Here is a 25,446-nt window from a genome sequence, read left to right on the forward strand (position 1 = left end):
CTTGAAACGAAAAATCGCCCGGAAACGACCTTCCGAGCGACCCGACAAAACCCCCATTCGGAAGCCATTTTCCGCAATAACTACCCCCCTCGGTAGACGTAATCCGTCCTCGGCCGGCCACCCTTTTCGCCGCTGGCCTCGGTCAGTTTCTCCACCGATCCACCCTCGACCAGATTGTTCAGAACGCTGTCCAAAGTCCGGGCATCGAGCCTACCGTCGATCTGCCGAACCAGCTTGAAGCGCGGCATGGTGCCGGCCTTCCGGATCATGCTCAGCACCATCTTGGCGTTCGCCTGGTGCTCATTCTCGGCCATGTGCTGGCTCAGGCCCTCGACGAACGAACCCATGGACCAATTCACCAGACCGTTGGCATAGGCCACGTCACAGACCTCAATCCGACACCGCGTCATGTCCTGCCAATGCCGCCCGCAGGCCAGGATTAGCGCCATGCGCTTCACCATCTCGGCCGAGCGCGCGTAGACCTCAAGCATGGGATTGTCGTCAGACGCTACGATCCAGGTTCGAGCCTTGGCCCGGGCCTCCAGCAGGAGCACATCAGCCTCTCGGCTAGTTGGGATCACGCACGGATCTGGCGGGAGAAGCGCGTCCTTGACCTGATCGGAGACCCGACCCGCCACGCAGTCCTGCCACGTGTGAAGCCGTCTCAAGCCCTCCACGATGACCTCCGGCACGCCGTCCTCGGGCTGGACGTTGGCGTTCTCCGGAACGCGCTTGTGACGCTGCATGACGAGGAAGCGGTTGAGGAAGCCGCCAGCAACCTGGGCTGATCGTAGCTGCGTATAGAACGCCGTCGGGGTGGTGGCGCCGAAAAAAGTGAGCGACGGCTGCCGGATCGTCGAGTCGGTCCTGACGGTCACCCCTTCCGGCTCGAACGAGCCGAGGTTCTTGCCCCAGATCGAGCAATAGTCGTCGAGCAGGCTCATTTCCTGGCTGGAGGCGTTGCGGCTGACGAACTTCCGCAGAACCTTTCCCACCTCGTCGATCACCTGACATTGCACCGGCTGCTCGATCAGGGTCATTCCGAGCTTCGCGGACGATGAGACAGACCCTTTGATGAGATGCCCAAGGTCTGCGGCCTGGAGGGCCTGCTTCAGTGCTTCCTGCGGCCGGTCCTTGCCGCCCGCGGTTGGCGCGATGATGAGCCAGTACAAGGCGGACCCAGCCCGCGGCACGCCGGTATAGACTTGCCGCCCGACTACAGTCCCGACCGCCGCGAGGGCCGCGGAAACAGCGAACAGACGACATGGGTACATCGCGGTCGACATGATCCAGTCGGCAATCTCGCCAACCAGCCCGCCGACCTGCAGGGCCTCGTCCGGATAGTCCTCGGCCGGCTCTGCGACGATGGGCTTGATCTCCTCGCCCGTGGTCGCGTCGAACGTGCCTTCCTTCGTGGTGATGATGGCCCGCGCATAGGTGTCGGCATCAACCTCAGAGAAGTCATCCGGCACGAACCGCGGCGAACGCGCGCCGTCGCGAATCGCGCGAGCGATCGTGCCCCGCGGCCCAAGCGCCTTGTCGTTAGCCGAGATGCCCCAGGACGCTGCCGCGTTATGCAGATGGCTGTAGGCTTCGGCCTCGGTCAGGCATCCACCGCCGACGAGCTGGCCAATCCGGAACGCGATCTTGTTGGCAGCCTCGTTGCGCTCGCCCGGCCCCTTCGCAGCTAAGGCCGCCATCTCCTCGGACAGCGCCCGCTCGCCATAGGCGCGCTTGCGCTCATCAGAGACAGGCTTCCCGGGCGCCATCGGAACGGCCGTGGCCTCGGCCTGCCGATGCCCTTCTAGGATCTCAAGAAGCCAATCTGGGATCTCGTCGGCATGATGGATGCTGATGTCGCTGGGCTCGTAGCGCCGACCGTCCAGCATGGTCGCGCACGGGGCGATGACGTACCCCCCTGCCCCGCGGACATCGAGGCCTTCCATGTCGCCGCTTGGCCCAATCCGCTTCCCGGGCAGGCTGCCGGTCGAGTTGCCGAGCTTCCGGCCGTTGCGCTTAAAGTAGACGTGCTCGCCACCGCGGGGGCTGCGCACGCTTGGAGCATTGTCGGAGCGACCAGCAGAAACCTCAGCCCAATCGGCTAGCCCGACCTCGCCATCGCAGTCGATCACAAGGAGGTCGGACTTCGCCAGATCGATCGCCGGGATGGCATCCGGCCACCGCTCCCACCACTGTTCGATCCGACGAGGGTCGGTGGTGCTCTGATTGCGCCAGAACAGGCCTGGGACCGGGCACTTCGCCTTCTCACCCTCCGCCTGACAGGGGAAAACACTGACGCCGCTCTGCGCGAGGTCGAGGGCGACCGAGACGTTCGACAGAACCTGATGGATGGCAGGGTCGAACACAAAGGGGAGGAGCGTGTTCATGCGGCGTCCTTCAGGCTGTGGCGCATGCCCTCGCCAAACGAGTTCACGACGATTTCCAAAAAGCGCTGGTAGTTTTCCGGGGGCAAGGCGGAGAGGTCGGTCGTGCCGAGGCTGTCCAGATATTCTCCCGCCTCGTTGCCGGCGTAGATCAGCGCATCGCGCTCGTACTGGTCGAAGGTCTGGGTGAGGATGGACATCGCAATCACTCCCGATCGGGTGTCGCGGCAGGTCAGGCACATCCAGCCGACCTGTTCGCCGCGGTGAACGCCAAAACCGGACGCGGATCGCCGGCAGACGAAGCAGCTTCCGGGGTTGTCGAGGGGGCGGGTCATTGCAGTATCTGAGCTCGCCACCACGTCGGCCCGGCGTCAGTGTCTTCGCACCACGTCAGGCTGCCATCGGTTGCCAGCCACATACCGGTCGCGTCAGAGAACATCGGATTGGTCGTCGACGCGCTCCAGCGCATGAGAAAAGCACCGCAGTCCGGGTCCATTACCCAGATCACGCTTCCATCGCGTGGAGCCGTAGCTATCGGCTCCCATCCTTCGGTGTTGTTCAGATCGATCATTCCGCCGCCTCCAGCTGCAGGACGGGCGCGAACTCGTAGCCGACCACGTCCGTGTATTTGCCGTTGGGCCGCGTCTTGATCGACGTCGGCCGCTCCAAGGTATCGGCGAGCGCAACGCATTCCGCCGCGGTCGATGGCATTACGTCGCCACCGGCCATCTTCCACCAGCGCTCGGCCTTGTGGCGCATGGCGCCGCGGTGTTCGGGGCAAAGCCAGATGCTGGGGTTGGTGAGGCCGCAGAAGAAATCGACCCGCAGCGTGCGTGAGACATCGCCGAGTTCGTTCTTCTTCTCGTGAACCCGGAAGCGCCACGACTTCACGCGAAGCTCGGTCGGCGGCTCCGTCGAGAGGATCAGGCTCGTGCTGTCCGCCTCCCGCTCGATTTTGATCTCTCGCGGTCCCCGCTCGATCAGCGGAAATTCGCTACCGCAATCCTCGCAGACCATGGCTGAGATCGGCATGTAGCTGTGGCAGTGCTCACACTCCTTCGTCGGCGCGATGCCGGCCTTGGCCCCAGGCTCTCGGATCTGGACGCAGTCGATCGGCCCGTGCTCACGGACGCAGCCGGCAAAATCAAGGACGAGGGCGTTGTCCTTTCCCACGGCCTTACGCATCGCCCGGCCGACCATCTGAATGTAGAGACCGGCGGATTTCGTCGGGCGTAGCAGCGCCAGCATGTCGACTGCCGGCACGTTGAAGCCCGTGGTGAGCACCGCCATGCTGGTCAGGCATCGGATGCGGCCGGCCTTGAAGTCCCGAATGATCCGGTCCCGCTCGCCCGATGGCGTTTCGCCCGTGACCGTCTCGGCCGTGATGCCGTGGGATCGGATTTCGTCGCGGACGTGGATCGCGTGCTCGACGGAGCAGCAGAATGCCAGCCAGGCTCGTCGATCCCTGCCCCGCTCGACCACCTCGGCCACCGCGGCCCGGGTGATCTCTTCCTGATCGACCGCTTCGGCTAACTGGCCCGGGACGTAGTCCCCGCCCCTCTTGGCCACGCCGTTCGTGTCGAGCTTGGTGATGGTCGCCTTGGAGATGAGCGGCGACAGGTAGCCCTTCTCGATCAGATCACGGACGTTGGCGTCGTAGACGACCGCCTCGAACATGGCGTCCTCGCCCGTGTTCAGCCGACCACTGTCGAGGCGAAACGGGGTGGCGGTCAGCCCGATCAGGCGAGCGCCAGCCTGGTCCCGCAGGAACCGGCCATAGAAGGTGTCCCGGTTTCGTGGGATCAGGTGGCATTCGTCCACGATAACGAAATCGAACGCGCCGAGGAGACGGGTCTTGTTGTGGACCGAGGCGATGCCGCAAAACAGGATCTTGCTGCGGGTGTCCTTGCGGCCGAGCCCGGCCGAGTAGATCCCCGCCGGCGCGGCTGGCCAGTACGCTTTCAGTTCGGCATGGTTCTGGGCAACGAGCTCGCGACTGTGCGTGACGACCGCGATACGCTTTTCGGGGTACCAGCCCATGATCTCGGTGATGAGGGCCGCGATCACCAGCGCCTTGCCGGCGCCGGTCGGAAGCACGATCAGGCCGTTTTGGCCGCCGTCCTTGAAATGGGCGTAGAGGGCGTCGAGGCTTTCGCGCTGGTAATACCTCAGGTCTAACATGCGCGAGCCTCCATCCTTGCCAACTTCTGGGCGGACTTCTGGCGCTGCGCCCATTTGCGGATCTCGACGTAGGTCACGTTCTCAAGAAGGCTGATCGCCTCGTGACACTGGTCAATGGTGAAGCGGGCAGCGTGGCAATCGGCCGGGCGTAACCACATCTGCTCGGCAAGCCATGCGTAGACACGTTCGCGAGCAATTTTCTGGAACTGGCGAGTGCTGGTTTTCAGCAGAAACCGCTTTTTGCTCTCTCGATAGCCGCCATTGTCGAGAGCATTCATCCAGAGCGGATCGAGCACCTGATGCACTCTATTCCGCAATTCGGCAGTAGGAAGCTCAGCCATCGCTGACCTCCATCGCGTCGAATGCTGCATCGATCCGCTTATGCGCAGCTGCGAGCGCGACAACGGCAGTGGCTTCGTCTGCGGCGACCAATAGGTCGGCCAGGATCTGGACGAGATCGTATCGGACGGCTTCGATGACCTCGCTCATGCCGCCACCTCCACAGCACCATCGACCCACACCGCTCCATCGGCGAGCTGGTAGGTGATCGTCTCGGCTTCCTGATCGGCATCGATCTGCTCGCCCGGGACCAGTCCGGGAATGAAGCGGTGACCGGCGCAGCCGGCCTGCTGATCGCGATAGGACAGCGTGCGATTGTCCCGCGTGCAAACCCAGCGCGGGCCGTCATGAGCCTCGCTGAAGAGGCACGTCCGGCAGTTCACCCGGGCGAAGGCGCCCTCGTGGCACTGGCTCTTGGCACGGCAGAAGTTGCAGGTGAACGCGACCTTGGCGTTCGGATCGTCGTAGAGCCGCGCGGGCGGGCTTTGGGCGTCAATGACACGCTGGATGCGTGCCTCGATCGCGAGGCAGTACGCCGCGTCGTAGGGCACCTCCTCGACGTAGATTGCGTCATCGTTTTTGCAGGCCGCGATGTAGATGCCGTGCCTGATGCCGGTCCCATGGAGGTACATCTGGATCTGGGCATAGTGCTCAGCCTTGCCCTCACGGACGTTCCCGGCCTTCACGAGCGCCTTGAAGCTGCGCTCGTTCATCGACTTCGCCTCGACCACGCGTTCGAGCTCAGGTGCGGTGTGAAAGCCGGTCAGACGACCATCGACCTTGCCGCGGAGATGCCCGCCGGCGAGCTCGACCTTCATCTGGGAACCGGTCGTCTCGTCGATTTCCTGGATGTCGCAGCCGATCGCACGGAGGTCGTCGAGCAACCGGGTCTCGTAGAGGTTGCCGGTCTTGAAGATGCGCTCTTTGCGACCTTCGGACTGTTCGGGGTCGGCGACCCAGCGGAACTGGTAGAACAGAGACCGCAGGCATTCATTGGAGACAGCGGACATAGCGATGCCGGCGCCATCACCATTTCTGGCCGCGGATACATAAGCCGCATCAATCAAGCTGACTGCGCTTACGGTTGCGGGAGGGAGGAATGTCATTATGCAACCCTCCGACGGTAAGCGCGGCGGTTTTTCATCTGCTCAGCGTAAGTAGCCCACTTGCAATTTTCTGGGCTGTAGCCTGCATCATTATTAATGCGTTCAAGGCTCAGACCTTCAGGCCGCATGCCCATGTCATGGATAAAAGTTTCAAAAGAATTCCATCGTTCACAAACAACAATACCTCTAGCGCCGTAGTCCTTATATTTGAAATGATTTGGATTACTGCATCTTTGATGCATATTTGTCCAGGCGTCATACTCAGCCGTTTTCTTGCCGCTCAAGCTGTGGCCATGCTTTATGTAGGCGCATCCGCAAGAGATTGTTGCTCCAGACCTGATATGATCGTGGCGAAAATCCTTGGTCGAGCCGCATTCACAGCGGCATTGCCAACGAACTTTACTCTTCTCTTTGTAGGGGCCTCCGATGATCGTAAGGCGCCCGAACACATCTCCGATGCCTACGGGTTTGATGACGGCGCAATTGTCCTGTGCCATGGAACGGGTTCTCCGAACGGCTCTGAAAGGGGCTAGACGGGGACGAGGGCGGCTGGCTCGAACTTCCAGGGACGGTGCCAGCCGCCCGGCTTCGCTAGAACGGCGGCTGGTCACCGTTCGCCAGCGACCGGGCCGCAGGCGCCTTGTTGGCCCACGCGCGGGCCGTGGCGGCCGGTGCCGCAGGACGAGGCGTAGGAGCCGCCGCAGGGGTCTTGCTGGCGGGTGCGCCGGCCTTGCCGTGATAGCGCTTCACACCGTTCGACGGATCGTAGGTCTTGCCGTTGTATTCACGGCCCGGGTTGGTCTTCAGCGTGACCTTGAACGGCCGGCCGCAGAGGAGCGTGAGGTCGTTCGTCGGCCCCTGGCCGATTGCGGCCATGATCGTCGCGAGGTCGCGGCGAGCGTACTTCTCGGTGTCGGGGTTCTTGTTGACGACGTTCAGGTTCTCCCAGACCCGGCGCCCGGGCTGGGGTCCGTCCAGAACCTCCAGCGTCATGCGCAGCATCTCCCCGCCCGTGCTGGTGTCCTTCATCTCGGCTTCGATGATCTGGACGAGGTAGTCGCCGTTCGGCAGCGGAGAGAAGTCGCCGGAACCGCGCTCATCGGTGGTGTCGACCGCGGTCGGATCGAACGAGCTCATGAAATCGGACATGGGTGCTTACTCCGCTGCAATGGCGAGGGGGGTGAGATGGGGGAAGTACGGGGCCAGGGCCGAGAAGCCTTTGCCAGGCTCGTAGAGCGTCTTTTCGGGAATGCCGTAGCGGTTGCCCGCGGCGTAGGCCGGCCGCGAGGTGGCGTGCATCCAGACCGAGCGACCGCCTTGCCCGATGGCGCGGACCTTGTTGAAGCCGGCGTCTTCCGACTTCACGGTGACGTCCGCCTTCAGCAGCAGGACGACGTCCGCCTCACGCTTCAGAAAATCGCGCGCCTTCTCGTGAAGGTCGATCTCATATCTGGAGTAGCCGACGGTCTCGGGATCGTCGAAGCGCTCGATCTTGGAGTGGGCGATCATGATGATCGTCATTCCGCGCTCGTTGCGCAGGGCGTTCAGCCCGTCGAGAACTTCCTGCCAAACTGCCAGGGCGTAGGTGTAGCCCTTGCCGAAGCCGAAATCCTCGATCCGCTTCTTCTTGTTGCCCTTGTCGTCGCCGCGCTCGCCCGTCTCGGCCCAAACCAGGGCCTGGGCTGCGGTAACGCTGTCGAGGACGACCGTCTGGAAGTCGTGCTCGTTGCTGTAGAGCATGCCGATCGCGTCCATCAGCTCGGCATAGGTCTCGATCTTGCCCAGCGACGCGATATCGAGGACGCCATCGCCCTCTTCGGTCTGGAGATACACAGGCCGCAGGAACTCGCTGGACAGGGTCGTTTTGCCAGACTTCTCCGGCCCGTAGAGCAGGATGCACGGAGGCTTCGGCCGCTTCTTTTGTGTGAGGGTGTTCCAATCGATCGCCATTGATCGCTCCTGTTAGTTCGACCGCTTCCGTCGCCTGGGGTCGTCTGGCCGAGGCGGCGACGGGATGGCGGCCCGGCTGCGCAAAGCGCAGACCTCGGCCAGACTTCGTGGGCTGCGCTAGGCGCTCGCCCGAATGGGGATGGTCTTGGGCGCCAGCCCGAAGGCTCGGCCTGCCGCAAGGGCGTCCTCGACATTGTCGATGACGTGGACGGTCTTCCCGCGCGCTCGGAGTTCGAGCACAGCGTCTTTCTGCTTAGGGTCGAGCGTGTCGAACCGCTGATCGGTCGGCACCTCACGCTCGCGGGCTAGGATCTGATCCTTGACTTCGATCAGGAATGACCGGTCGTCATCGCCATAGACGATCAGGTCGGGGTGCCCGGCCCAGACGCCCATCGAGCGCAGTTTTGCGCCTTCCTTGGCTGAGCGCTTGCCGCCGTTGGCGACGTGCACTGTGCGAGCATCGAAGGTCCGGCTCATCGCCACGACGATCTCGCCCTGTATGCATTCTTCCGACGGCGGGCGCGGGGTCATGACGATCTCGCCAGTGCTTCGGCCAGCCGAGATAGAACCCAAAGGGCGCTGCTCTGCGTGACTTGGAGGAGCGGGATGCCGTCGCCGTAAATGACGACGTTGCCGGTCTCGGGATCGACGGAGGTGGTGACGAGCGAGGGGGCGGGGATCATTGCTTGTCCTCCACCGCGCCGGCCAGCCGCGCTCTCAGTCGCGCGATGCCCTCTTCGATCTCTTCCAACGCTCCAGCATCGCGGCGAAGAGCGCCCAAACGGACTGCCAAAAGTTCGTTCTCAAGGGCCTGGATCTCCAGCCGGACCTGTTTCTCAACGGCTTCCTGAAGCGCCACCAGCAATTCGGCGCTCACCGTCTTCGGCGATCTGAACAATAGCCCCCAGATCGAACCATAGGGCTGCCGCAACCGGGTCGCGACGTGTTTGGCAACTTCCTTGATGGGTTGACCGGTCGTGCGGGCCTCGCCTTCCACAAGGCGGCGGGCATACCGACTGGCTGTGCTGACTGTCGTCATCACGCGTCTCTCGGGTTGTTCGGAAAGGCAATTCTGGTTGCGCCGCACACCATCGCTCCTGTGGTCGATTGATCGTCGACCACAGGAAGGGACGGGACAGCGTGACCCACAGAAAGGATGTTCAACGCGTTGAGTACATTCGGGTAATTCACCGCGGATGGTGTCCCGGCAAGGAAACCGTCCACTACACTCTCGACCCGGCCGGCAAGCCGAGATGGGAGCCAGTCCAACTTGAGCTTCTGCTGATGGGGGGCCGCGATCATCGCGCGGCTCCGTCAGCCAGACGCCAATCGGCATTCCACAATTGATGGGCGATCTCGACGGCATCCGAGCAGCCGGCGAGCCCAAGGCGCTCAGCGATCGGGCTGAGTTTGTCACGAGCATGGATGACGGTCGTATGGTGCCGTTCGCCCAGAGCATGGCCGCACGCAGTCAGGGGGCGGCCGGTTTTCAGAGCGATGAACATCGCGATCTGACGGGCTTTCACCGTCGGGGCCTTCCGGCTTTGCCCTTTAATGGCCTCCACCGTGATCCCGGTCACCGCCGCTACAACACGGGCAATGCGAAGGATCTTGAGCGTTTCGACACGCTCTTCTCGGGTGGCTTCAAGGAACGCCGCGCGTACCTCTGCCTCGGCTTTTACCGTCACCGCCCGATCAGGTGGCTTGATTGTCTGAGGAACGAAGGTCGGCGGCTTTACCGGCACATGCCTCGGGGCGAACGTAGCAGCTCGGATGGCCGCGTATCGCTGCAGCATCTCATCGCCAGAAGCGTACTTATAGACGGGAAGCGGGGCTCCGGTGCTCATCGTCCAGCACTCCAAGGAATGGTTGTCTCGAAGGGAGCGGCGTCGCGGGCGCCGAGCTGCAGGCCGATGAAGACCAGCCAGGCCAGCATCGCGACGATGCAGGCGCGGGTTGCCGCGGCGGTCATGCGACCTCCTCTGACTTGTGGTTCAGAAACAGGGATGCATCGTCCCAGGCTTTGCCTTCGGCTAAGGCCCACGTCCGAATGCGGGTAATCTCGGCAAGGCCGGGATCGAACTCGCCAGCTTCCCAGCGCGAGACTGTCGCCTGGGCCACCTTCGCAACCTCGGCGAGCCGGGCTTGCGAAATCTGGAGCACGTGCTTTCTGATATGAGCGATCGCTTGCATGAACAATGCATATACGCATACGCATCAAGGAGGCAAGTCCTTTATGCACGTGCGCATTGGCAAAATTTTATGCACGGGCGTATGCGCCCGAAATGAGCGAGTTGACCTTCTCCCCCGACCTTATCTCGCGCCTTGAAGACGAGGCCGGCCTGCTGCAGGACGAGATCGCAATGCAAGTTGGGGTCAGCCAGCCTACGGTCTCTCGATGGAAGAATGGCGAGACCATTCCGCGTGGTCAGAACGAGCGGAAATTGCTCCAGCTCGTGCGCGAAAAATTAATGAACGGTTTAGAGGAAGGGCGCGTTAGCTTTGTTCCTCTCGTTGGCTTTGTTGGCGCCGGGAGCGAAGTTGCAGTTTTTGGGGACGGGCAAGCCGACCCTGATGAAAAGATTGAAGCTCCCGGTGTAGCAACGAGGGACACAGTCGCAGTGGAGATTAGAGGGACTAGTTTAGGAGAGTTTTTTGATAGATGGATCGTATTTTATGATGATGTTCGCCGACCGGTTACTGCCGACTTGGTGGGTGCTATCTGCGTTTGTGGATTGAGTGATGGGCGCGTTCTAATAAAAAAAATTAAGAACGGCTCCGAAGACGGACTGTATCATCTTCATGCCCAGTTCGAGCCGCCGATTTATGATGCCGAAGTGACCTGGGCGGCAATGGTAAAGCACATTCGACCGCGCTGAACCGCCCCTAGGACCAAAGATTTTATACGTTTCCGCATATTATGCGTTGACATGCATATGCGTATCCGTATTGTTGTCTCCATCGCCGCTCACCGAGCCGATGGAGCCACGCCAATGTCAGACAAGCGACAGAAGACACCGCGCGCAGCCACGAGCTACCGCGCGCCCCGCCGCATCGAAGCCATCAAGAAAGCCAAGCAGGCTCGTCGCCTCATCCGACATGCCGCGATCGCGCGCCGCGCACCGGCCGGCACCTCTCCGGCCTGGCAGCGCGTGTCCCCGCCTCGCTATCCGCAGAAGGCAGCCTGAGCCATGGCCGCCACCCCCTTCCCCAAAACCGAGCGCACGCACGTCGTTCGCTTCCGGATGCCGATGAAGGCGTCCGAGCCGTACTCGGTCCTGTCCGAGACCCGCGTCGGTGAGACCGCGACCGATGCCGCCGAATACCTGGCCGGCGCGCATCTCGATGATCGCCCTCTGGAAAGCGTCATCGTCATCGAGCAGATCCCCGGTCAGAAGCGCGGCCTCTGGCACGACGTCACGGCGGAAGTCCTTAAGCTCGTCTCTGCCCGCCTCGATGCCGAACGTGTGGAGCTCCCTCGCGGCCTGACCGACGCCTATGCGGCCTATGGCGTCCAGGCGCCGATGTCCTGGGCTCAGGAAGACTTCCGCGACGAGTGGGCGGACGAGCAGCAGTCCTACGAGATCCACGGCACGAACCGGTGGAGCGCGTGATGGCCGCGAAGCACACTCCGGCACCTTGGGTCGCCGACGATTTCTGCATGGAGAACGACAGGCGAGTTCGCGTCGGCACCACCGACGGGACCAAGACCTATTACCATTCGACAGCGACGGTCTGCGAATGCTGGGTCGGCGAAAGTGAGGATCTGATCGACGGCAACGGTCGGCGGATCGGCACTGTCGAGGCAGAAGCAAATGCTCGCTTGATCGCTGCCGCCCCTGGCATGCTAGCGGCGCTGAAGGCCCTAGACGCTCACTGGACGGCGGCCTTTCCTGGCGGCCCTGACGCGGCGGATCTGTCCTACGGGCTTGGACAAATTGCGCCGGACACCATCGCTGTTTGGCGCACCGCTCGCGCCGCTCTCGCCAAAGCGGAGGCCTGAGCCATGGCTAAGACCCGCTTCTTCAAGACGGGCTTGTGCCTGTCCATCAACGACGGCGGCGAGCGCGAGCTTTCCCTGATCGTCGGCTACGACTTCACTCCGGCTTTCAAGGGTAGCTACGACGAGCCGGGCCATGGTGCGGACGCGGAAGTCGTCTCCATCAAGCTCTGGCACGGGCAGAGCGAGCTTCCTGTCCCGGATTGGCTGACGAACTTCGTCGAAACCGACACGGATCTGCTCGATAGCCTCGTCGCCGATGCGGTCGAAGCCGACCAGGCCGCCCGCGAAGACGCCGCCGAGCGCCGCGCTGAAGACCGCCGCATGGAGGCGCTGTGATGGACGATCAGCTCCTCATCATCATCGCGACGATCATCACCTGCATGGTCATCGCCGGCGGCATTCTCCTCCAGGCTCGCAACGCTGCGCGCTCTCAGACCGCCGCTAACGACAATCCCTGGGACGTGACGGCGATCACCATCGCGATCCTCGGCCCCGGCCTCCTGGCTGCCGACCTCGTCGGCGTGATCTGGCTCGGGAGGGTTTGGCTGTGACCCGTACCGCAACCCAGCCCAAGCCGATTTCCGTCGAAGAGACGGCTCAAATGCTTCTCGACCGTGGCGTCGGCTTGTTCGACGTCGCCACCGACGAAGGGCTCGCCCGTAAGATCGCGGACAGCTTCATCGCTCACGGCAAGCGCCTGGCCGCGGCGCCCAGCGACTACGACGCGGTTCGGGCCGAACTCCGCCGGCTGGCCTTCGATGCCGAGCGCGCTGGCCGGTCCGCTCTCTGCGGTCGCTACACGCCAGACTTCATGAGGGCTGGGCGATGATCCTCCCCTACCAGCAGATCCGCGACCGCGCTCTGGCCGGCATGATCGCCCCGTTCTTCGAGCGCACGATCTCCCACGACCGCACGTTCGGCTTAGGACCAGCCAGCTACGATGTCCGCCTTAAGCAGGACATGTGGCTCTGGCCTTTCTGGGGTCGCCTCGCCTCGACCGTCGAGACGTTCCGCATCCCGGACGACGTGCTCGCCGAGGTTAAGGACAAGTCGTCGAACGCCCGCATCTTCGTGCTCGTCCAGAACACGCTGATCGATCCGGGATTTGAAGGTGGTCTTACCCTCGAACTCACCCGCATGCTGCCGTGGCCGATCCGCCTGAAGGCCGGGACGCCCATCGCGCAGATCAAGTTCACGCTGCTGAACGAGCCGACCGAGCGTCCGTACCGCGGTCGGTATCAGCACCAATCCAGCAATCCCGAGCCCGCGCGCAAGGCTGTGCCTCGCCTTGCCGGCAAGATCATGAGGACTGCGTGATGAGTGTCGAGAACATCGAACAAGAGATCTGGGAGGCGATCCGCAAGCACTCCAGCCCGACGGTGAGCCGTGAGGGTAAAGAGGGCTACGTCTCCATGCACGGCGGCCAGGGCGGGATTATCCTGTGGGAGCGAGATGGCAAGCCGTTCGTCATCGCTGAGATCATGAAGATCGTTCGGCGCGAGAGATCCACCTCATCCCTCACCAACCCGAACACGAAGCGCGAGGACGAGCGCGAGGCCAAGGCGACCGACGTCATCGGATACCTGAACGTCTATCGCGACGATGACGGCGACCTAGTGACGGGTTCCTCTGACCTGTGCGCGACGGCCGAAGAGGCGTCCGATTTCGCTGCCTCGGACTTCGCAGATCACGTCGGCGTCTTCGCTCTTGTTCCTGCCGCCTCCGCACGCACCTCCCCCGGAGACCCGGTTCGGGCGGCGTTGGAGGAGGCTCACGAGCCTTCGCACGACAGACTGTCCCGTATCGAATGGCAGATGCGGCAACACGGGGGTGTGGACACAGATGATATGGAATGGATGGCGCAGATGGCCCGCGCCGCCCTCTCCGTCTCGACACCGACAGGTGAGGGGGAGGCGGTCGAGAACCTTCGGCACATCCTCACGGGCGTGAACAAGATGCTCGGCGGCAACGCGACCGTCGAGAGTCCAGAAGATCACGTCACCTGGATCGCGTCATGCCTACAGGGCCTTAAGTCGCGAGTAGAGCACGCCCTTTCTGCCGCCCTCGCCCATCCGCCTCAAGGAGGGGAGCGGGACGGGTGGAAGCCCATCTCCGAGGCTCGGCACGATTGCACGCTCTACGAGCTTGAGGTGCCGAGCGATGGCAAGGGCCTCCGCGACGCCGAGACCAGCATCACCGTCGGATCGAACAACGGCGACCACGACGGTGAGGATCGGTTGACCTATGCCGGATGGAGTTGGTGCCAGGATCGCTACATCCACATGGACACGGCCGACGGCGCACCGATGCCGATCCGCTTCCGTGAGATCCGGCCCGATCATCTTGGCCGCTCGGCGTCAGAGCCGGACCCGGCCGTCTCGCCCGGCAATGGCCACCACCTTTCCTACTCCGGCAAGCCCATGCCGCCCGATGGGATTGAGGGCTGCGTCTATTGCGGCCAGCCGTTCAAGGAAGGCGATCTTGTCCTGAATGAGTACGAGGGAGGGCTCGGACATATCGGGTGCTTCGGACCCGAGCGTGAGAGCTACGTCGGGCGCGACGGCGAGCCCCTAAGAGACGGCGAGCCGATCCCGACCGGGCGTCCGTGGATCCCGACTTCAGCTTCCAAAAGCTCAGGGGAGGAGGCGTGATGGCGAGCCCCTACCTCATCACTGGCCCGGCCCTCATTAGCTTCAGCGGCGGTCGCACATCGGCGTTTATGCTGCGCCATATCCTCGACGCCCATGGTGGCAAGCTCCCTCAAGACGTCGTCGTAGCTTTCGCCAATACCGGCAAGGAGCGGCCGGAGACGCTGCGTTTCGTCCATGAGATCGGCACGCGCTGGGGCGTCCAGATTGAGTGGCTGGAATGGCGGGCGACCCCGTCTCAAGCCGAAGGGCGCGCGGGCCTTAAGCGCTGGCTCGCAGAAGACGCCGGGCGGTCTGGCTTGGTCAATGCGGCCGGCTTTGAACGCGTTGGCTACAATTCCGCGGCGCAGAACGGCGAGCCCTTCGCTGCTCTCATCGCGATGAAGCAGTACACACCGAACGCGCTTGCACGCTTCTGCACCGAAGAATTGAAGGTGCTGACGATCAAGCGGTTCCTGACCGCGTGGGTTCCTAATGGGGGATGCGAGTGGACATCTTGGAAAAACGTTGTCGGCCTGCGGGCTGACGAGACGAAGCGCATTCACCGTCGATGGGCGGCCGAGGGTGATCCGAAATGGAAGGAGCCCTACAAGTCAGAGTTCCCGCTTTACGCAGCGGGAGCCACCCGCGCCGATGTCGATGAGTTCTGGGCCGAACAGCCATTCGACCTCGGCATCCCTTCCGGTGACGGTGACGGGAACTGCGACGGCTGCTTTCTGAAGAGCGATAAGCGCCTGATGTGGACCGAGCGAACCCGGCCGGGGACGCTGGCTTGGTGGGCCTACGGCGAAGTGCTCGGCAAGGGCCAGTTCGTCACCGAATATTCAATGCAGAGCCTGATCGACCGGGTGGGGCGCGAGCCATTGCTCCCAGGTCTCACCGATGATGATGACCGCGATGTCGAATGCGGTTCGGCCTGCGAACCAATGCGGAGGACCGCATGACCCCCACCCCAACACCACCGTGCCTGGGAGAGCGGGAGGCCGTGGCGCGGACGGGCGCGATGACGGCAGAGGAAATCGCCGAGGCCACTGCCGCTGATCCGTTCTGCCAGCCGGCCCCACCTTCGATCCCGGTTCGCGGCCGCTACTACCTGACGGAGTGCGAACACTGCGGTTGGGTCGGCTCGTCCGAGCAATGCAGACCTGACGATGAAGACGTCATATGCCCGGCCTGCCTTCTTTCAATCTGCGGCGATGGCCCCGACGAAGCTGATACCGCGAAGCATGGTGAGGCTGTCTACCAGCGCATCGTCACCGCCGAGGCCGAACGGGATGCGGCGATAGCCAGGGCCGAGGAGGCGGAGCGGGGCGCCGCGACGATGCGGGCCAAGGCCGAAGAGCAGGTCGCCTACTGGCGCCAGCGTCAAGTTGCCGAGAAATGCCTCGAAGACGGCATCAGCGAAGACGGCGAGACTTACACACCGATCGGTGACGAGGCGGCTTGGCAGGCCGGCTACTGCAATGGCCGCATGTCAGAGGCGGACTGGTGGCGCAGCACCTTCAAGTACGAGTTTCCCGCCCTCACCACCCCGGAGCATCCCCATGGCGATTGAAGCTGAGGCGCTGCGGGCGCTATCTGAGATGGCATCCCAAGGCGAGTGGTCGCTGGGCAAAGTCGAGGGCGGCTACCGCTTTCTCGACGCAGCCGGCATCCCGTCAAAACCCGGTCCCGACCGGAACGTGAAGTGGTCTGGCTTTGCTCGGTTCGTCGTCGAAATGGAGGACGACGCTACCTGCTCCGGCCGGTCCAATCTCGAGTTCGTCGCGGCCCTCGTCAACGCCTACCGCGACGGCTCCCTCATCCACCGCTCCGCGCTAGCAGAAGACACGGCGCGCGCGGCGGAGGGGTGGGAGCCGATTGAGACGGCGCCGAGGGATGGGACGGAAATACTTCTAGGCTCCTACCCGCAGACCTATGAGGGCAAGCCTGTGCCGGCCCGCGTCACGCTTGGCTACTGGACCCAAGAGGAAGACCTTAAAGTCGAAATCGGCGATTGCGGCGGCGAGTGCCGATGCCCCGAATACCGGTTCGATGACCCTTATTGGATGTCATCCGATGGGGGCTTCAGCAAAGAAAATCCGGCCACCCACTGGTGTCCCCTTCCGGCTCCTCCCGCCCTTCCGCTCACCAAGGAGGCCGCCGATGCCAACCGCTGAGACCTTGCGCGCGCTCATTGCTCTGGTGGAGGAGGCACCCGAAGGGATGGACCTCAACTTCGAGGCCGACCTGCTCCGCGCCGTCTTCGGGCATGACATGAGCAAGTGGCCTGCCGATTTCGTGCGGATGACGTTCAATCCCACGTTTTCGGTAGATGCGGCTCGCGAGGTAGCGCGGCGCGCCCTCCCCGACTTCTGGATGTCCTCGGGCCTGTGCTCGCTGACGGGCCATGCCAGCATCGGCCCCGACTACAATGGGCCAGCCGGTGAACGCCTTCGCGGCGAGTGGCCGGAAGCCGACTTCCACAGCGGTTTCCACGCCGACCTTGCTCCCGGCGATGGCCCGCACCGCGAGTGCTACGCAATCCTGTCGTGCATGCTCCAAGCCATGCTCGCCCGCGCCCTCCTCCAGCAGTCGGAGCCCTCCCATGCCTCCCGCTAACACCACCCAGCCCCTCGACTGGCGCCCCGACGGCGAAGGCGGAGAGACGGCATGGAAAGGAGACGAGGTTGTCGGGGGCGCATCCTACGACGACCGGACCGAACTGTGGCTCGGTTCGGTCCTTGATGTCCACTCAAAGTTCCACTCCGAATACTTCCCCACCGCCTCTGCCGCCCGCTCCTTCGTCGAGCGCTTCGTCATGGAGGCCGGTCATGGGGAGTGAGGTGAAGTGCATCGGGTGCGGCAGTGTCCTCACCGCCGACGAGAAGGAATATCTCGTCAACACCTGCAACGCCTGCGAAACCGCTGAGCATGAACACTGGGTCCGGCTGATGGATCAGGAAGAGGATTATTGCCTCGAAGGCCGCTCCGCTCTCGCTCCCGAAATAAAGGAGGCGAACCGTGGCTAGGGCTAGGACGCCTCGACGAAACCCGACTGAGGATTATGAGCGCATCCGGGATGCTGCCGTGTTCGCCGCCTACGTCGTCGAGACCTATGGCGACCAGTATGCGCCGATCCTCACTTCCCTGGTCGCCGATCTCGAAGCGGCCAGATTGACCGAGCCACCGAACATTCTGGCTCGGCGCATCCTCGAAACCTACACCTTGGACGGGGGCTTGAAGGCGATCCGCTGAAGCCATTCATGCTTCTGTTCAAGGCTCGGCCCCAGCCCGTACCGCGGCCGATGGAATTTGTGACCCATGAGAGCCGCCATCATCTTGTCGGGCGCCTCGACCGCCGTCAGCCGATCCTCAAAAGTGTGGCGTAGCGAATAAAGGGTGTAGCCCGAGCCGGGGAGCAGCTTCCGTCCGGCTAGTACCTTGTTGACGAGCGCGGAGAGGCTCGCGGCCTTATCGCGGTAGCGAGGGAAGCCAGAGGGCTGCGCCTGAACCGCTATAAGAGCGCACCCGACGAGCGGGATATCCCTCTCTGATTGGTCCGTCTTCATCCGCCGCCCATCTGGACGCACCATGACGTGCGGGATGGGTGCGTCGAGCCGGATCGTGTCCTCGGTGAGGTTGCAGGCCTCTGACAGACGCATGCCTGTCTCGGCGATAAGGTAGATGATCCGCCTCGCCTCGTCATTCAGGCCATCTAGAGCGCCATCCGCCAGTAGCCGATCCTGAACGAAGGACGGAGCAAAGGCCGTTCGTTGTCCCGTGGTCTCTCCGCCGATACGGATCTCCGAAAAGACTGGCCCCAGCCCGATCCGCATCGCGCGCTCGACGGCTTTGAACATCGTGTTGAGGTGGCCGAAATCCTTGTTCGCGGTGGCGATCTCCATGCCTTCGTTCATGACGCGATCCTGCCACCACGCCCGAAAGTCGAGGGCCTGGGCGCGCGTCACCTCCGCGACCGGTCGATCCCCAATCACGTCGATGAAGTTCGTCTGCGCGCGAAGCTTCGGGCTGCGCCATTTGCGAAGCTGGTCGGGAGATAAGTCGCGGTTCTCGGCTTTGCTGAGCCGCTCGAATGCGTCGAACAGACCGGACAGCATGAGCTTTGGCGGCGCCTCGCCGCCAAGCAGGGCGACAACTGATGGCCCCTCCATCGCTGGCGGGGCCGCACGCACCGCTTCGATGCGGGCCAGTCTCTCGGCCAGCGGGAGTTTCGCGACCTCCTCGGCGGGTAGGTAGTCGAAGCCGAAGCCGCGCGCCCTCGTGCGAGCGGAGTCATATCGCTCCTGCGCATCAGCGGCCTGACCGCCAAGAAGCCCACGCCAGAACGTCTCTGTGTCGGCGTTGATCTTATCGGCAATGCGCCGGGCCTTTGCCCCGCGAGGATCATCCGCAACTCGGATCTTGGTCGACTGCCTGGCAAACCCGCGCGGATCGAGACCCGCGAGGTTGAGCGGGACGCGCCGATTGTAGTGCCAAATTCCGTTCCGGTTGAGCAGATAGTCGCCGGACATGCGTTCCAATGTATCTCGCTATGAGTTACATTATGTAGACCGGTTCGAAGGCGAAGCGCAAGCGCCTACCGAAAAGCCCTTTAATAACAGGAGCTTAGGTTATGTGGTATGGCGGAGGGAGCGGGATTCGAACCCGCGATACCGTTTCCGGTATACACACTTTCCAGGCGTGCGCCTTCAACCACTCGGCCACCCCTCCAGTCTCTCACATCGTTGCCAGCTTTTGCAGCGGCGGCGATGAGCGAGTGGCGTGCTGTACAAGCCGAGTTCCCCCCGTGCAAGGGACCAGCGTACCGATCCGGTGAGGAAACATGCGATTTTCCGGCTGCCGCCGGGTGCCTGTGTCCCATCGGCACCGGGGCGGTCGCGACTGAGGGCGGAGATTGCGTCACCGCTTGAGGATCAGGCTGGCCGAGCGAGATGCGTCGAAGGATGCCACGGGCAGGTGCGATACCGCGGGCTCGGGGGATCGGACCCGGTATCGCCAGGGATCCTCCCGGATCGGGAACGGCGCGAGCGAGACCGAGTTTTATCGACCTCCACCGTGCCTCGTTAACTCTTCGCTAACCCTGAGCCCGGCAATTCTTGCCGGGTCCACGTGGGACGTGAAGGGTGTCGAGAATGAGCGAGGCGGGCTCCGCCGCGTCGGGTCCGGGGATGAGCGTCTCGCAATTCGCGAGCTTCGCGATCCCGAACCGTACCAACCTGACCGCGCTTTCGAAGCGCACGGACCTGTTCTTCGCCACCGCCGTGATGGGCATCCTCACGGTGCTCATCTTCCCGCTGCCCGCGTTCCTGCTCGACCTGCTGCTCGCCGTCTCGATCATCATCTCGGTGCTGATCATGATGACGGGGCTGTTCATCGACAACCCGCTCGAATTCACCGTCTTCCCGACCCTTCTCCTCGTCGCGACCCTTCTGCGGCTGGCCCTGAACCTCGCTTCGACGCGGCTCATCCTCGGCCATGGCCACGAGGGGACGGCGGCGGCGGGCCACGTCATCGAAGCCTTCGGCAACTTCGTGATGGGCGGCAACTTCGTCATCGGCATCATCGTGTTCGCGATCCTCATCATCGTGAACTTCGTCGTCATCACCAAGGGTTCGGGCCGTATCGCGGAAGTCGCCGCCCGCTTCACCCTCGACGCCATGCCCGGCAAGCAGATGGCGATCGATGCCGACCTCTCGGCCGGCCTCATCGACGAGAAGGTGGCGAAGGCCCGACGCGCCGCGCTGGAGGAAGAATCCTCCTTCTTCGGCGCCATGGATGGTGCCTCGAAATTCGTGCGCGGAGATGCCATCGCCGCGCTGCTCATCACCTTCATCAACGTGATCGGCGGCATCATCATCGGCGTCGCCCAGCAGGGCATGCCCTTCGGCGCGGCCGCGAAGTCCTACACACTGCTCACCATCGGCGACGGCCTCGCGAGCCAGGTGCCGGCCCTCATCGTCTCGACGGCGGCGGGCATCCTCGTCTCCAAGGCGGGTGTGAAGGGCTCGGCCGACAAGGCGCTGGGCAAGCAGCTCGCCAACTACCCGAAGGCGCTCGGCATGTCGTCGGGCGTGATGGTGCTGCTCTCGTTCCTGCCGGGCATGCCGATGCTGCCCTTCCTCGCCCTCGCGGGGGCCTCGGGCTACGCCGCATGGCACTTCGCCAAGATCGCCCGCGAGGCCCCTCCCCTCGATTCCGATGGTGCGCCGATGGACGCCACCGCGGTGGCCGCCGCCCAGGCCGCCAAGGAGGAGACGGTGACCGATCTCCTCAAGCTCGACGACCTCAAGCTCGAAATGGGCTACGCGCTCCTCGCCCTCGTCAACGGACAGGAGGGCCAGGACCGCCTGACGGACCAGATCAAGGCCCTGCGCCGCCAGCTCGCGGCGGAACTCGGCTTCGTCATGCCCTCGGTCCGCATCCTCGACAACGTCCAGCTCGATTCCAACGCCTACGTGGTGCGGGTGAAGGAGATCGAAGCCGGCACGGGGCAGATCTTCCCCGGCCAGTTCATGGCCATGGACCCGATGGGCGGACAGGTGCAGCTGCCCGGCCAGCACATGCTCGAGCCGACCTTCGGCCTGCCCGCCACGTGGATCGACGCCTCCCTGCGCGATCAGGCGCAGCTCAAGGGCTACACCGTGGTGGATGCGGCGACGGTGGTCTCGACCCATCTCACCGAGATCATCAAGGCGCATGTCTCGGAACTGCTGAATCACGTGGAGGTCCAGAAGCTCCTGAAGGAACTCTCGAAGGACCATGCCGACCTTCTCAAGGAGGTGGTGCCCTCGCAGATCGGCACCACGGGTATCCAGCGCGTGCTGCAGTTCCTGCTGGCCGAGCGGGTCTCGATCCGCGACCTCGGCTCCATCGTCGAGGGCATCGCCGAAGTGGCGGGCCATGTGAAGAATCCGCGCGACATCGTCGAGCATGTCCGTGCCCGCCTCGGCCGTCAGATCTGCGCGCAGTACCAGGGCCATGACGGCATGCTGCCGATCATCACCCTGTCACCGGCCTGGGAGCAGGCCTTCCTCGAATCCATCGCGGGCGAGCGCGACGAGCGCTACCTCGCCATGCAGCCGTCCAAACTCTCGGAATTCGTCAACACGGTGCGCGACCGCTTCGAACAGGCAGCACGCATGGGCGAGATGCCGGTCCTCGTCACCTCGGCTCAGGCCCGGCCTTTCGTGCGTTCCATCATCGAGCGCTTCCGCCGTGAGACGGCGGTGATGAGCCAGGCGGAAATCCACCCGCGCGCCCGGCTGCGGACGGTGGGTTCGGTCTGAGGCCGAGATCCGGATTTACCGTGAGCGTCTGCCTGCCGCCGAGTCCGGAGACAGACCCTCCGGACCGGCCCTGAGGCTATAGCGTCGAACTGGCCGAACCCTTGCTCGGTTCCTGGCGGAACTGCCGCCGGACCCGAAGTGAGATGTGTCTGTGAGCGGGGACCTGTCCGCCCGACCGTATCGCGGCGGACGGGCCTCGAGCCGCTTGGCCTCGGCGCTCGGCTTTCACGTGACGTGGTGTGGAGCCGTTTGAGGGACTGTTTCTTTCGTTCTCGCAGCGCTCCACCTCATCCTGAAGCGCCGCCTTGCGGCCTCGAAGGAGACTTCCGGAGATCGCGCTACGACGACCACCGCAGGTCTCATTGGAGGCCTTCCCTGCGCTTCGGCACCTCAGGATGAGGTGGTCTGATTGGATGATGGACCTTCGTGAGAGTACCCGCTGAGACATCCGATCGAGCGGAGGCTCAGAGCGGCTTCTTCTCCAGCTTCTTCTTGATCCTGGTCGGATCGAGACCGGGCGCGACGACCGGCGGTGCTGGCACGGCCGAGGCCTGCGGCGCTCTGGCGAGGTCGGCGAGGCGTGAGCGCTCGTAGAGCAGGACGACCACCACCGAAATCAGCGCCGGGATCCAGAAATAGAACACCCGGAACACGATGACGGCCGCGATGATCGCATCCTTCTGTCCGGGATCGGTGATCTGCATCGCCGTGATGAAGACCAATTCGAAGACGCCGAGCCCGCCCGGTGCGTTCGAGACCAAAGCGACGGAGAACGAGGCGAGGAAGATCGCGATGACGGCGATGGGGCCGGGATTCACTGCTTCCGGCAGGGCGAAATATAGGATGCCGGCCGCGCCGAGCAGTTCGAGCGGTGCCGCTAGAAGCTGGCGCCCCATGATCGCCGGGCGCGGATATTCGAGCTTGAACTTGCGGATGTGGAGCGGCGGGAGGCGCAGGATCGACCCGGCGACGTAGAGCGCGACGAAGGCGAGAAGGCCGATGCCGACGATGAGCGCGGTCTTCGGGTCGGTGAGAAAACCGGGCAGGATCCCCTTGAGCCGCGAGAGCAGCTGCGGTTCGATCACCAGGACGACGCCACCGAGCAGGATCGTCCCGAGGAAGAAGGTGAACGAGCACAAAGCCACCAGCACCGCCACCTGGGCGGCCGAGAGGCCCTTGGCCGTGTAGGCTCGGTACCTCACCAGGGCGCCCGAGAAGACCGAGGCGCCGATATTGTGGGAGAGCGCGTAGGTCGTGAACGAGCACACCGCTACGAAGAACCACGAGATTCCGCGCACGCCGAGATGCAGCAGCGCGATCCGGTCGTACCAGGCGAGGGCCGCATAGGCGACGAGGGTCGAGAGCCCCGCCAGGGCCATGCGATGGGGCGGGATGGCGACGATGGCCCCCCATACCGCCGCCATCGATGTGGTCTTCAGCTCTTGGTAGAGAAAGTAGCCGGAGATCGCGATCGCCAGGATGCCGATGAGCGGCCAGGCGAAATCCTTGATTGTCTTCATTGCGAACCGGTCATGCCCCCACAGCCCAGACTACCTGCACGACCGCGCTGAGCATCGCAAGCGAGACGGCCGGCTAAGGCATTCCCCGGACAGATGTCATGTGAACATGACGACTTCGTGCCGCCCGCGCCGACGGATCGCTCAAGCGCGAATGCGGGAGAGGCCGATGCCGTCCATGGCGGCCTGGTCGCGGGCCGCTTCTGCGACGCGTTCGGCCGTGCGCTCGCGATCCTCGAGGATCTCGATCTTCTTGAGCTCCTCGAACGCCTCGCCGAGTTCGGCCTTGGCATCGGTGAGCTGGCTCTCGAGGGCGAGCGCGGATTGGCGCATGTTGTCCCGGCGCGTCGCGGCGGCGCGGGCGTAGGTGGGATAGGCGAAATGGCCGGTATCGGTGATGCCGGCGCGGCCTTCCTCGTAGGCGACCTCGCGGTCGAGTTCGGATGCCATCCGGTTGAAATCGGCCATCATCATCTCGATTTGCGTCACCCGCCGACGCTTCTCGTCGACCTGGAAGCGGCGCAGCCGGATCAACGTGTCACGCGATTTCATATTGAGGGTCCCATTCCACGCCACGCACGAAAGGCCGGTGCTGTCGGCGCCTGAAGCGAATGAGATGACGTTCCGAACGTCACTCAGGCGCTACCGACGATCGCTGCCAACCGTTGATAACCCTCGCCTATCGAGGTTGCTTCTTCCTTACTCTGACCCAGAAAAGCCTCGATACTTGGCATCAACGCCACCGCCTCGTCGACTTCCGCCGACGCGCCGGCCCTGTAGGCACCGAGCCGGATCAGCTCTTCCATGTCGGCATAGGTGGACAGGATGCGCCTCGCGCGTCTCACGGTGGGCAGATGGACGGGATCGCAGGACCGAGGCATCGTCCGGGAGACCGAGCGCAGCACGTTGATGGCGGGGTAGCGTCCCCGCTCGGCGATGCCGCGCTCCATGACGATATGGCCGTCGAGGATGCCGCGCACCGCGTCGGCCACCGGTTCGTTGTGGTCGTCGCCCTCAACCAGCACCGTGAAGAGTCCCGAGATCGCGCCCTGCCCCGTTCCGGGGCCGGCGCGCTCGAGCAGGCGCGGCAACTCGCTGAAGACCGTCGGCGTGTAGCCCTTGGCGGTCGGCGGCTCGCCCGCGGCGAGGCCGATATCGCGTTGGGCCATGGCGAATCGGGTGATCGAATCGATCATGCACAGAACCTGCGCGCCCTGATCGCGAAAATACTCGGCTATGGCCAGGGTGACGTAGGCGGCGTTCCGCCGCATGAGCGCCGGCTCGTCCGACGTCGCCACCACCACCACGGACCGGGCGAGGCCGGCGGGGCCGAGATCGTCCTGCAGGAACTCCTGCACCTCGCGCCCGCGCTCGCCCACGAGGCCGATCACCGCCACGTCCGCCGCCGTGTAGCGCGCCAGCATGGACAGGAGGACGGATTTGCCGACGCCGGAGCCGGCGAAGATGCCCATGCGCTGGCCGGCGCACATGGTGATGAAGGTGTTGATGCAGCGGATGCCCAGATCCAGGGGCGGGCCGACCCTGCGCCGGGCATGGGCCGGTGGCGGGTCCGCGCGCAGGGGGTAGATGGCCGGCCCGGGTGGCAGCGGGCCGAGACCGTCCACGGGTCGACCGAGGGCGTCGATGGTTCGCCCGAGCCAGCCGGCGGACGGGCGAATCGCGCCGGCGGCCTCGTCGCGCACCATCGCCGGACATCCGCGACGGACGCCCTCGAGGGATCCGAACGGCATCGCCAGTGCCCGGTCGCCTTGAAAACCGATGATCTCGCAGGGAACGGCGCCCGTGGCGTTCTCAACCATGATGTCGAGGCGCCCTCCGAGGCGCATGGCGCCCACCGGCCCTGCGACCTCGACCAGCAGCCCCTTGATGGCGACCACGCGACCATAGGTCTCCAGCGTCTCGATTCCGGCCAGGGCGGCCTGGGCCGAGGCCAGATTGAGTGTGGAGGAAACCCGGGGTCGCACGGTCATCTGCGCTTCTCGCAACGTTTCGTTTACCTCCCTCCTTA

General features: G+C 63.9%; 38 protein-coding genes and 1 tRNA gene. 17 read left to right on the top strand and 22 right to left on the bottom strand.

From position 1 onward, the window contains the following. Positions 1 to 80 precede the first annotated feature (80 nt). From FV220_RS00270 to FV220_RS00335, 17 genes are all read right to left on the bottom strand, one after another. Positions 81 to 2,387: a bifunctional DNA primase/polymerase gene (locus tag FV220_RS00270; protein ID WP_147828916.1), complete on the bottom strand. Its 2,307-nt coding sequence runs from the start codon at positions 2,385 to 2,387 to the stop codon at positions 81 to 83. Next, the gene (locus tag FV220_RS00275) at positions 2,384 to 2,719 is read right to left on the bottom strand and encodes a DUF6511 domain-containing protein (protein ID WP_147828918.1); all 336 of its coding nucleotides are present in this window, start codon (positions 2,717 to 2,719) and stop codon (positions 2,384 to 2,386) included. Before FV220_RS00275 ends, FV220_RS00270 begins: the two co-directional genes overlap by 4 nt. Then, positions 2,716 to 2,955 (bottom strand): hypothetical protein, encoded by a 240-nt coding sequence (locus tag FV220_RS00280; RefSeq protein WP_147828920.1) that lies wholly within the window; start codon positions 2,953 to 2,955, stop codon positions 2,716 to 2,718. The genes FV220_RS00275 and FV220_RS00280 overlap by 4 nt, the downstream gene beginning before the upstream one ends. Further along, positions 2,952 to 4,619, bottom strand: a complete 1,668-nt coding sequence (locus FV220_RS00285; RefSeq protein ID WP_246689345.1) for a DEAD/DEAH box helicase — start codon at positions 4,617 to 4,619, stop codon at positions 2,952 to 2,954. The genes FV220_RS00280 and FV220_RS00285 overlap by 4 nt, the downstream gene beginning before the upstream one ends. Beyond that, positions 4,559 to 4,906 carry a hypothetical protein gene (locus FV220_RS00290; RefSeq protein ID WP_187273280.1) on the bottom strand — a complete coding sequence of 116 codons (348 nt, stop codon included), beginning with the start codon at positions 4,904 to 4,906 and terminating at the stop codon, positions 4,559 to 4,561. The genes FV220_RS00285 and FV220_RS00290 overlap by 61 nt, the downstream gene beginning before the upstream one ends. Then, on the bottom strand, positions 4,899 to 5,054 hold the full coding sequence (locus FV220_RS25295) for a hypothetical protein (protein WP_187273281.1): 156 nt from the start codon (positions 5,052 to 5,054) through the stop codon (positions 4,899 to 4,901). The genes FV220_RS00290 and FV220_RS25295 overlap by 8 nt, the downstream gene beginning before the upstream one ends. Continuing rightward, positions 5,051 to 6,010, bottom strand: coding sequence for an oxidoreductase (locus FV220_RS00295; RefSeq protein ID WP_147828924.1), 960 nt, complete (start codon positions 6,008 to 6,010; stop codon positions 5,051 to 5,053). Before FV220_RS00295 ends, FV220_RS25295 begins: the two co-directional genes overlap by 4 nt. Further along, entirely contained in the window at positions 6,010 to 6,507 is a 498-nt protein-coding gene (locus FV220_RS00300) for a hypothetical protein (protein ID WP_147828928.1), read from the bottom strand. The genes FV220_RS00295 and FV220_RS00300 overlap by 1 nt, the downstream gene beginning before the upstream one ends. A gap of 94 nt (positions 6,508 to 6,601) precedes the next feature. Further along, the gene (locus tag FV220_RS00305) at positions 6,602 to 7,159 is read right to left on the bottom strand and encodes a DUF669 domain-containing protein (protein ID WP_147828930.1); all 558 of its coding nucleotides are present in this window, start codon (positions 7,157 to 7,159) and stop codon (positions 6,602 to 6,604) included. Positions 7,160 to 7,165: 6 nt separating this feature from the next. After that, complete coding sequence (locus tag FV220_RS00310; protein WP_147828932.1) at positions 7,166 to 7,960, bottom strand: ATP-binding protein; 795 nt, start codon at positions 7,958 to 7,960, stop codon at positions 7,166 to 7,168. A gap of 117 nt (positions 7,961 to 8,077) precedes the next feature. Continuing rightward, entirely contained in the window at positions 8,078 to 8,491 is a 414-nt protein-coding gene (locus FV220_RS00315) for a VRR-NUC domain-containing protein (RefSeq protein WP_147828934.1), read from the bottom strand. Continuing rightward, positions 8,488 to 8,643 (bottom strand): hypothetical protein, encoded by a 156-nt coding sequence (locus FV220_RS25300; RefSeq protein ID WP_187273282.1) that lies wholly within the window; start codon positions 8,641 to 8,643, stop codon positions 8,488 to 8,490. Before FV220_RS25300 ends, FV220_RS00315 begins: the two co-directional genes overlap by 4 nt. Then, positions 8,640 to 8,999 (bottom strand): hypothetical protein, encoded by a 360-nt coding sequence (locus FV220_RS00320; protein WP_147828936.1) that lies wholly within the window; start codon positions 8,997 to 8,999, stop codon positions 8,640 to 8,642. Before FV220_RS00320 ends, FV220_RS25300 begins: the two co-directional genes overlap by 4 nt. Then, on the bottom strand, positions 8,999 to 9,262 hold the full coding sequence (locus FV220_RS00325; RefSeq protein WP_147828938.1) for a hypothetical protein: 264 nt from the start codon (positions 9,260 to 9,262) through the stop codon (positions 8,999 to 9,001). The genes FV220_RS00320 and FV220_RS00325 overlap by 1 nt, the downstream gene beginning before the upstream one ends. After that, entirely contained in the window at positions 9,259 to 9,807 is a 549-nt protein-coding gene (locus tag FV220_RS00330) for a helix-turn-helix domain-containing protein (RefSeq protein WP_147828940.1), read from the bottom strand. Before FV220_RS00330 ends, FV220_RS00325 begins: the two co-directional genes overlap by 4 nt. Continuing rightward, entirely contained in the window at positions 9,804 to 9,932 is a 129-nt protein-coding gene (locus tag FV220_RS26335; RefSeq protein WP_281406066.1) for a hypothetical protein, read from the bottom strand. The genes FV220_RS00330 and FV220_RS26335 overlap by 4 nt, the downstream gene beginning before the upstream one ends. Beyond that, entirely contained in the window at positions 9,929 to 10,153 is a 225-nt protein-coding gene (locus FV220_RS00335; RefSeq protein WP_147828942.1) for a helix-turn-helix domain-containing protein, read from the bottom strand. The genes FV220_RS26335 and FV220_RS00335 overlap by 4 nt, the downstream gene beginning before the upstream one ends. Before the next feature lie 92 nt (positions 10,154 to 10,245). On the opposite strand from FV220_RS00335, the gene FV220_RS00340 reads away from it, so the two are divergent. From FV220_RS00340 to FV220_RS25305, 16 genes are all read left to right on the top strand, one after another. Further along, positions 10,246 to 10,839, top strand: coding sequence for a helix-turn-helix transcriptional regulator (locus tag FV220_RS00340; protein WP_187273283.1), 594 nt, complete (start codon positions 10,246 to 10,248; stop codon positions 10,837 to 10,839). Positions 10,840 to 10,953: 114 nt separating this feature from the next. Then, positions 10,954 to 11,148, top strand: coding sequence for a hypothetical protein (locus FV220_RS00345; RefSeq protein WP_147828946.1), 195 nt, complete (start codon positions 10,954 to 10,956; stop codon positions 11,146 to 11,148). 3 nt (positions 11,149 to 11,151) lie between these two features. After that, the gene (locus FV220_RS00350) at positions 11,152 to 11,574 is read left to right on the top strand and encodes a hypothetical protein (RefSeq protein WP_147828948.1); all 423 of its coding nucleotides are present in this window, start codon (positions 11,152 to 11,154) and stop codon (positions 11,572 to 11,574) included. Then, complete coding sequence (locus FV220_RS00355) at positions 11,574 to 11,963, top strand: hypothetical protein (RefSeq protein ID WP_147828950.1); 390 nt, start codon at positions 11,574 to 11,576, stop codon at positions 11,961 to 11,963. The genes FV220_RS00350 and FV220_RS00355 overlap by 1 nt, the downstream gene beginning before the upstream one ends. Before the next feature lie 3 nt (positions 11,964 to 11,966). Then, positions 11,967 to 12,299, top strand: coding sequence for a hypothetical protein (locus tag FV220_RS00360; RefSeq protein ID WP_147828952.1), 333 nt, complete (start codon positions 11,967 to 11,969; stop codon positions 12,297 to 12,299). Continuing rightward, positions 12,299 to 12,514, top strand: coding sequence for a hypothetical protein (locus FV220_RS00365; protein WP_147828954.1), 216 nt, complete (start codon positions 12,299 to 12,301; stop codon positions 12,512 to 12,514). Before FV220_RS00360 ends, FV220_RS00365 begins: the two co-directional genes overlap by 1 nt. Continuing rightward, a complete protein-coding gene (locus FV220_RS00370; RefSeq protein WP_147828955.1) occupies positions 12,511 to 12,792 on the top strand; it encodes a hypothetical protein in 282 nt (93 codons plus the stop codon). Before FV220_RS00365 ends, FV220_RS00370 begins: the two co-directional genes overlap by 4 nt. Continuing rightward, entirely contained in the window at positions 12,789 to 13,280 is a 492-nt protein-coding gene (locus FV220_RS00375; protein ID WP_147828957.1) for a deoxycytidine triphosphate deaminase, read from the top strand. Before FV220_RS00370 ends, FV220_RS00375 begins: the two co-directional genes overlap by 4 nt. Continuing rightward, positions 13,280 to 14,614 carry a hypothetical protein gene (locus FV220_RS00380; protein WP_147828959.1) on the top strand — a complete coding sequence of 445 codons (1,335 nt, stop codon included), beginning with the start codon at positions 13,280 to 13,282 and terminating at the stop codon, positions 14,612 to 14,614. The genes FV220_RS00375 and FV220_RS00380 overlap by 1 nt, the downstream gene beginning before the upstream one ends. Continuing rightward, positions 14,614 to 15,555 carry a hypothetical protein gene (locus FV220_RS00385; RefSeq protein ID WP_147828961.1) on the top strand — a complete coding sequence of 314 codons (942 nt, stop codon included), beginning with the start codon at positions 14,614 to 14,616 and terminating at the stop codon, positions 15,553 to 15,555. The genes FV220_RS00380 and FV220_RS00385 overlap by 1 nt, the downstream gene beginning before the upstream one ends. Beyond that, on the top strand, positions 15,552 to 16,166 hold the full coding sequence (locus FV220_RS00390) for a hypothetical protein (RefSeq protein ID WP_147828963.1): 615 nt from the start codon (positions 15,552 to 15,554) through the stop codon (positions 16,164 to 16,166). The genes FV220_RS00385 and FV220_RS00390 overlap by 4 nt, the downstream gene beginning before the upstream one ends. Then, positions 16,156 to 16,770: a hypothetical protein gene (locus FV220_RS00395; protein WP_147828965.1), complete on the top strand. Its 615-nt coding sequence runs from the start codon at positions 16,156 to 16,158 to the stop codon at positions 16,768 to 16,770. Before FV220_RS00390 ends, FV220_RS00395 begins: the two co-directional genes overlap by 11 nt. Continuing rightward, the gene (locus FV220_RS00400) at positions 16,757 to 17,212 is read left to right on the top strand and encodes a hypothetical protein (RefSeq protein ID WP_147828967.1); all 456 of its coding nucleotides are present in this window, start codon (positions 16,757 to 16,759) and stop codon (positions 17,210 to 17,212) included. Before FV220_RS00395 ends, FV220_RS00400 begins: the two co-directional genes overlap by 14 nt. Continuing rightward, a complete protein-coding gene (locus tag FV220_RS00405) occupies positions 17,199 to 17,435 on the top strand; it encodes a hypothetical protein (protein WP_147828969.1) in 237 nt (78 codons plus the stop codon). The genes FV220_RS00400 and FV220_RS00405 overlap by 14 nt, the downstream gene beginning before the upstream one ends. Further along, complete coding sequence (locus FV220_RS00410; protein WP_147828971.1) at positions 17,425 to 17,622, top strand: hypothetical protein; 198 nt, start codon at positions 17,425 to 17,427, stop codon at positions 17,620 to 17,622. The genes FV220_RS00405 and FV220_RS00410 overlap by 11 nt, the downstream gene beginning before the upstream one ends. Before the next feature lie 58 nt (positions 17,623 to 17,680). Beyond that, positions 17,681 to 17,848, top strand: coding sequence for a hypothetical protein (locus FV220_RS25305; protein WP_187273284.1), 168 nt, complete (start codon positions 17,681 to 17,683; stop codon positions 17,846 to 17,848). Here the strand turns inward: FV220_RS25305 and FV220_RS00415 are convergent. Together FV220_RS00415 and FV220_RS00420 are read right to left on the bottom strand one after the other, a co-directional pair. Further along, a complete protein-coding gene (locus FV220_RS00415) occupies positions 17,812 to 19,125 on the bottom strand; it encodes a site-specific integrase (protein ID WP_147828973.1) in 1,314 nt (437 codons plus the stop codon). The genes FV220_RS25305 and FV220_RS00415 overlap by 37 nt on opposite strands. A gap of 109 nt (positions 19,126 to 19,234) precedes the next feature. Beyond that, positions 19,235 to 19,324, bottom strand: a tRNA-Ser gene (locus FV220_RS00420). 458 nt (positions 19,325 to 19,782) lie between these two features. Between FV220_RS00420 and flhA the strand changes: the two genes are divergently transcribed. After that, the gene (gene flhA, locus FV220_RS00425; RefSeq protein WP_238253871.1) at positions 19,783 to 21,900 is read left to right on the top strand and encodes a flagellar biosynthesis protein FlhA; all 2,118 of its coding nucleotides are present in this window, start codon (positions 19,783 to 19,785) and stop codon (positions 21,898 to 21,900) included. A 464-nt stretch (positions 21,901 to 22,364) separates the two neighbouring features. On the opposite strand, the gene FV220_RS00430 is transcribed toward flhA, so the two are convergent. The 3 genes from FV220_RS00430 to fliI all read right to left on the bottom strand — a co-directional run bounded on the left by FV220_RS00430 (position 22,365) and on the right by fliI (position 25,408). Beyond that, positions 22,365 to 23,420 (bottom strand): lysylphosphatidylglycerol synthase domain-containing protein, encoded by a 1,056-nt coding sequence (locus FV220_RS00430; RefSeq protein ID WP_056144318.1) that lies wholly within the window; start codon positions 23,418 to 23,420, stop codon positions 22,365 to 22,367. Between the two features lie 141 nt (positions 23,421 to 23,561). After that, positions 23,562 to 23,969: a flagellar export protein FliJ gene (fliJ, locus tag FV220_RS00435; protein WP_018042684.1), complete on the bottom strand. Its 408-nt coding sequence runs from the start codon at positions 23,967 to 23,969 to the stop codon at positions 23,562 to 23,564. An 83-nt stretch (positions 23,970 to 24,052) separates the two neighbouring features. After that, a complete protein-coding gene (gene fliI / locus FV220_RS00440; RefSeq protein WP_147828975.1) occupies positions 24,053 to 25,408 on the bottom strand; it encodes a flagellar protein export ATPase FliI in 1,356 nt (451 codons plus the stop codon). Between the last annotated feature and the right edge of the window lie 38 nt (positions 25,409 to 25,446).

The organism is Methylobacterium sp. WL19 (assembly GCF_008040005.1).
Classification (GTDB): Bacteria; Pseudomonadota; Alphaproteobacteria; order Rhizobiales; family Beijerinckiaceae; genus Methylobacterium; species Methylobacterium bullatum.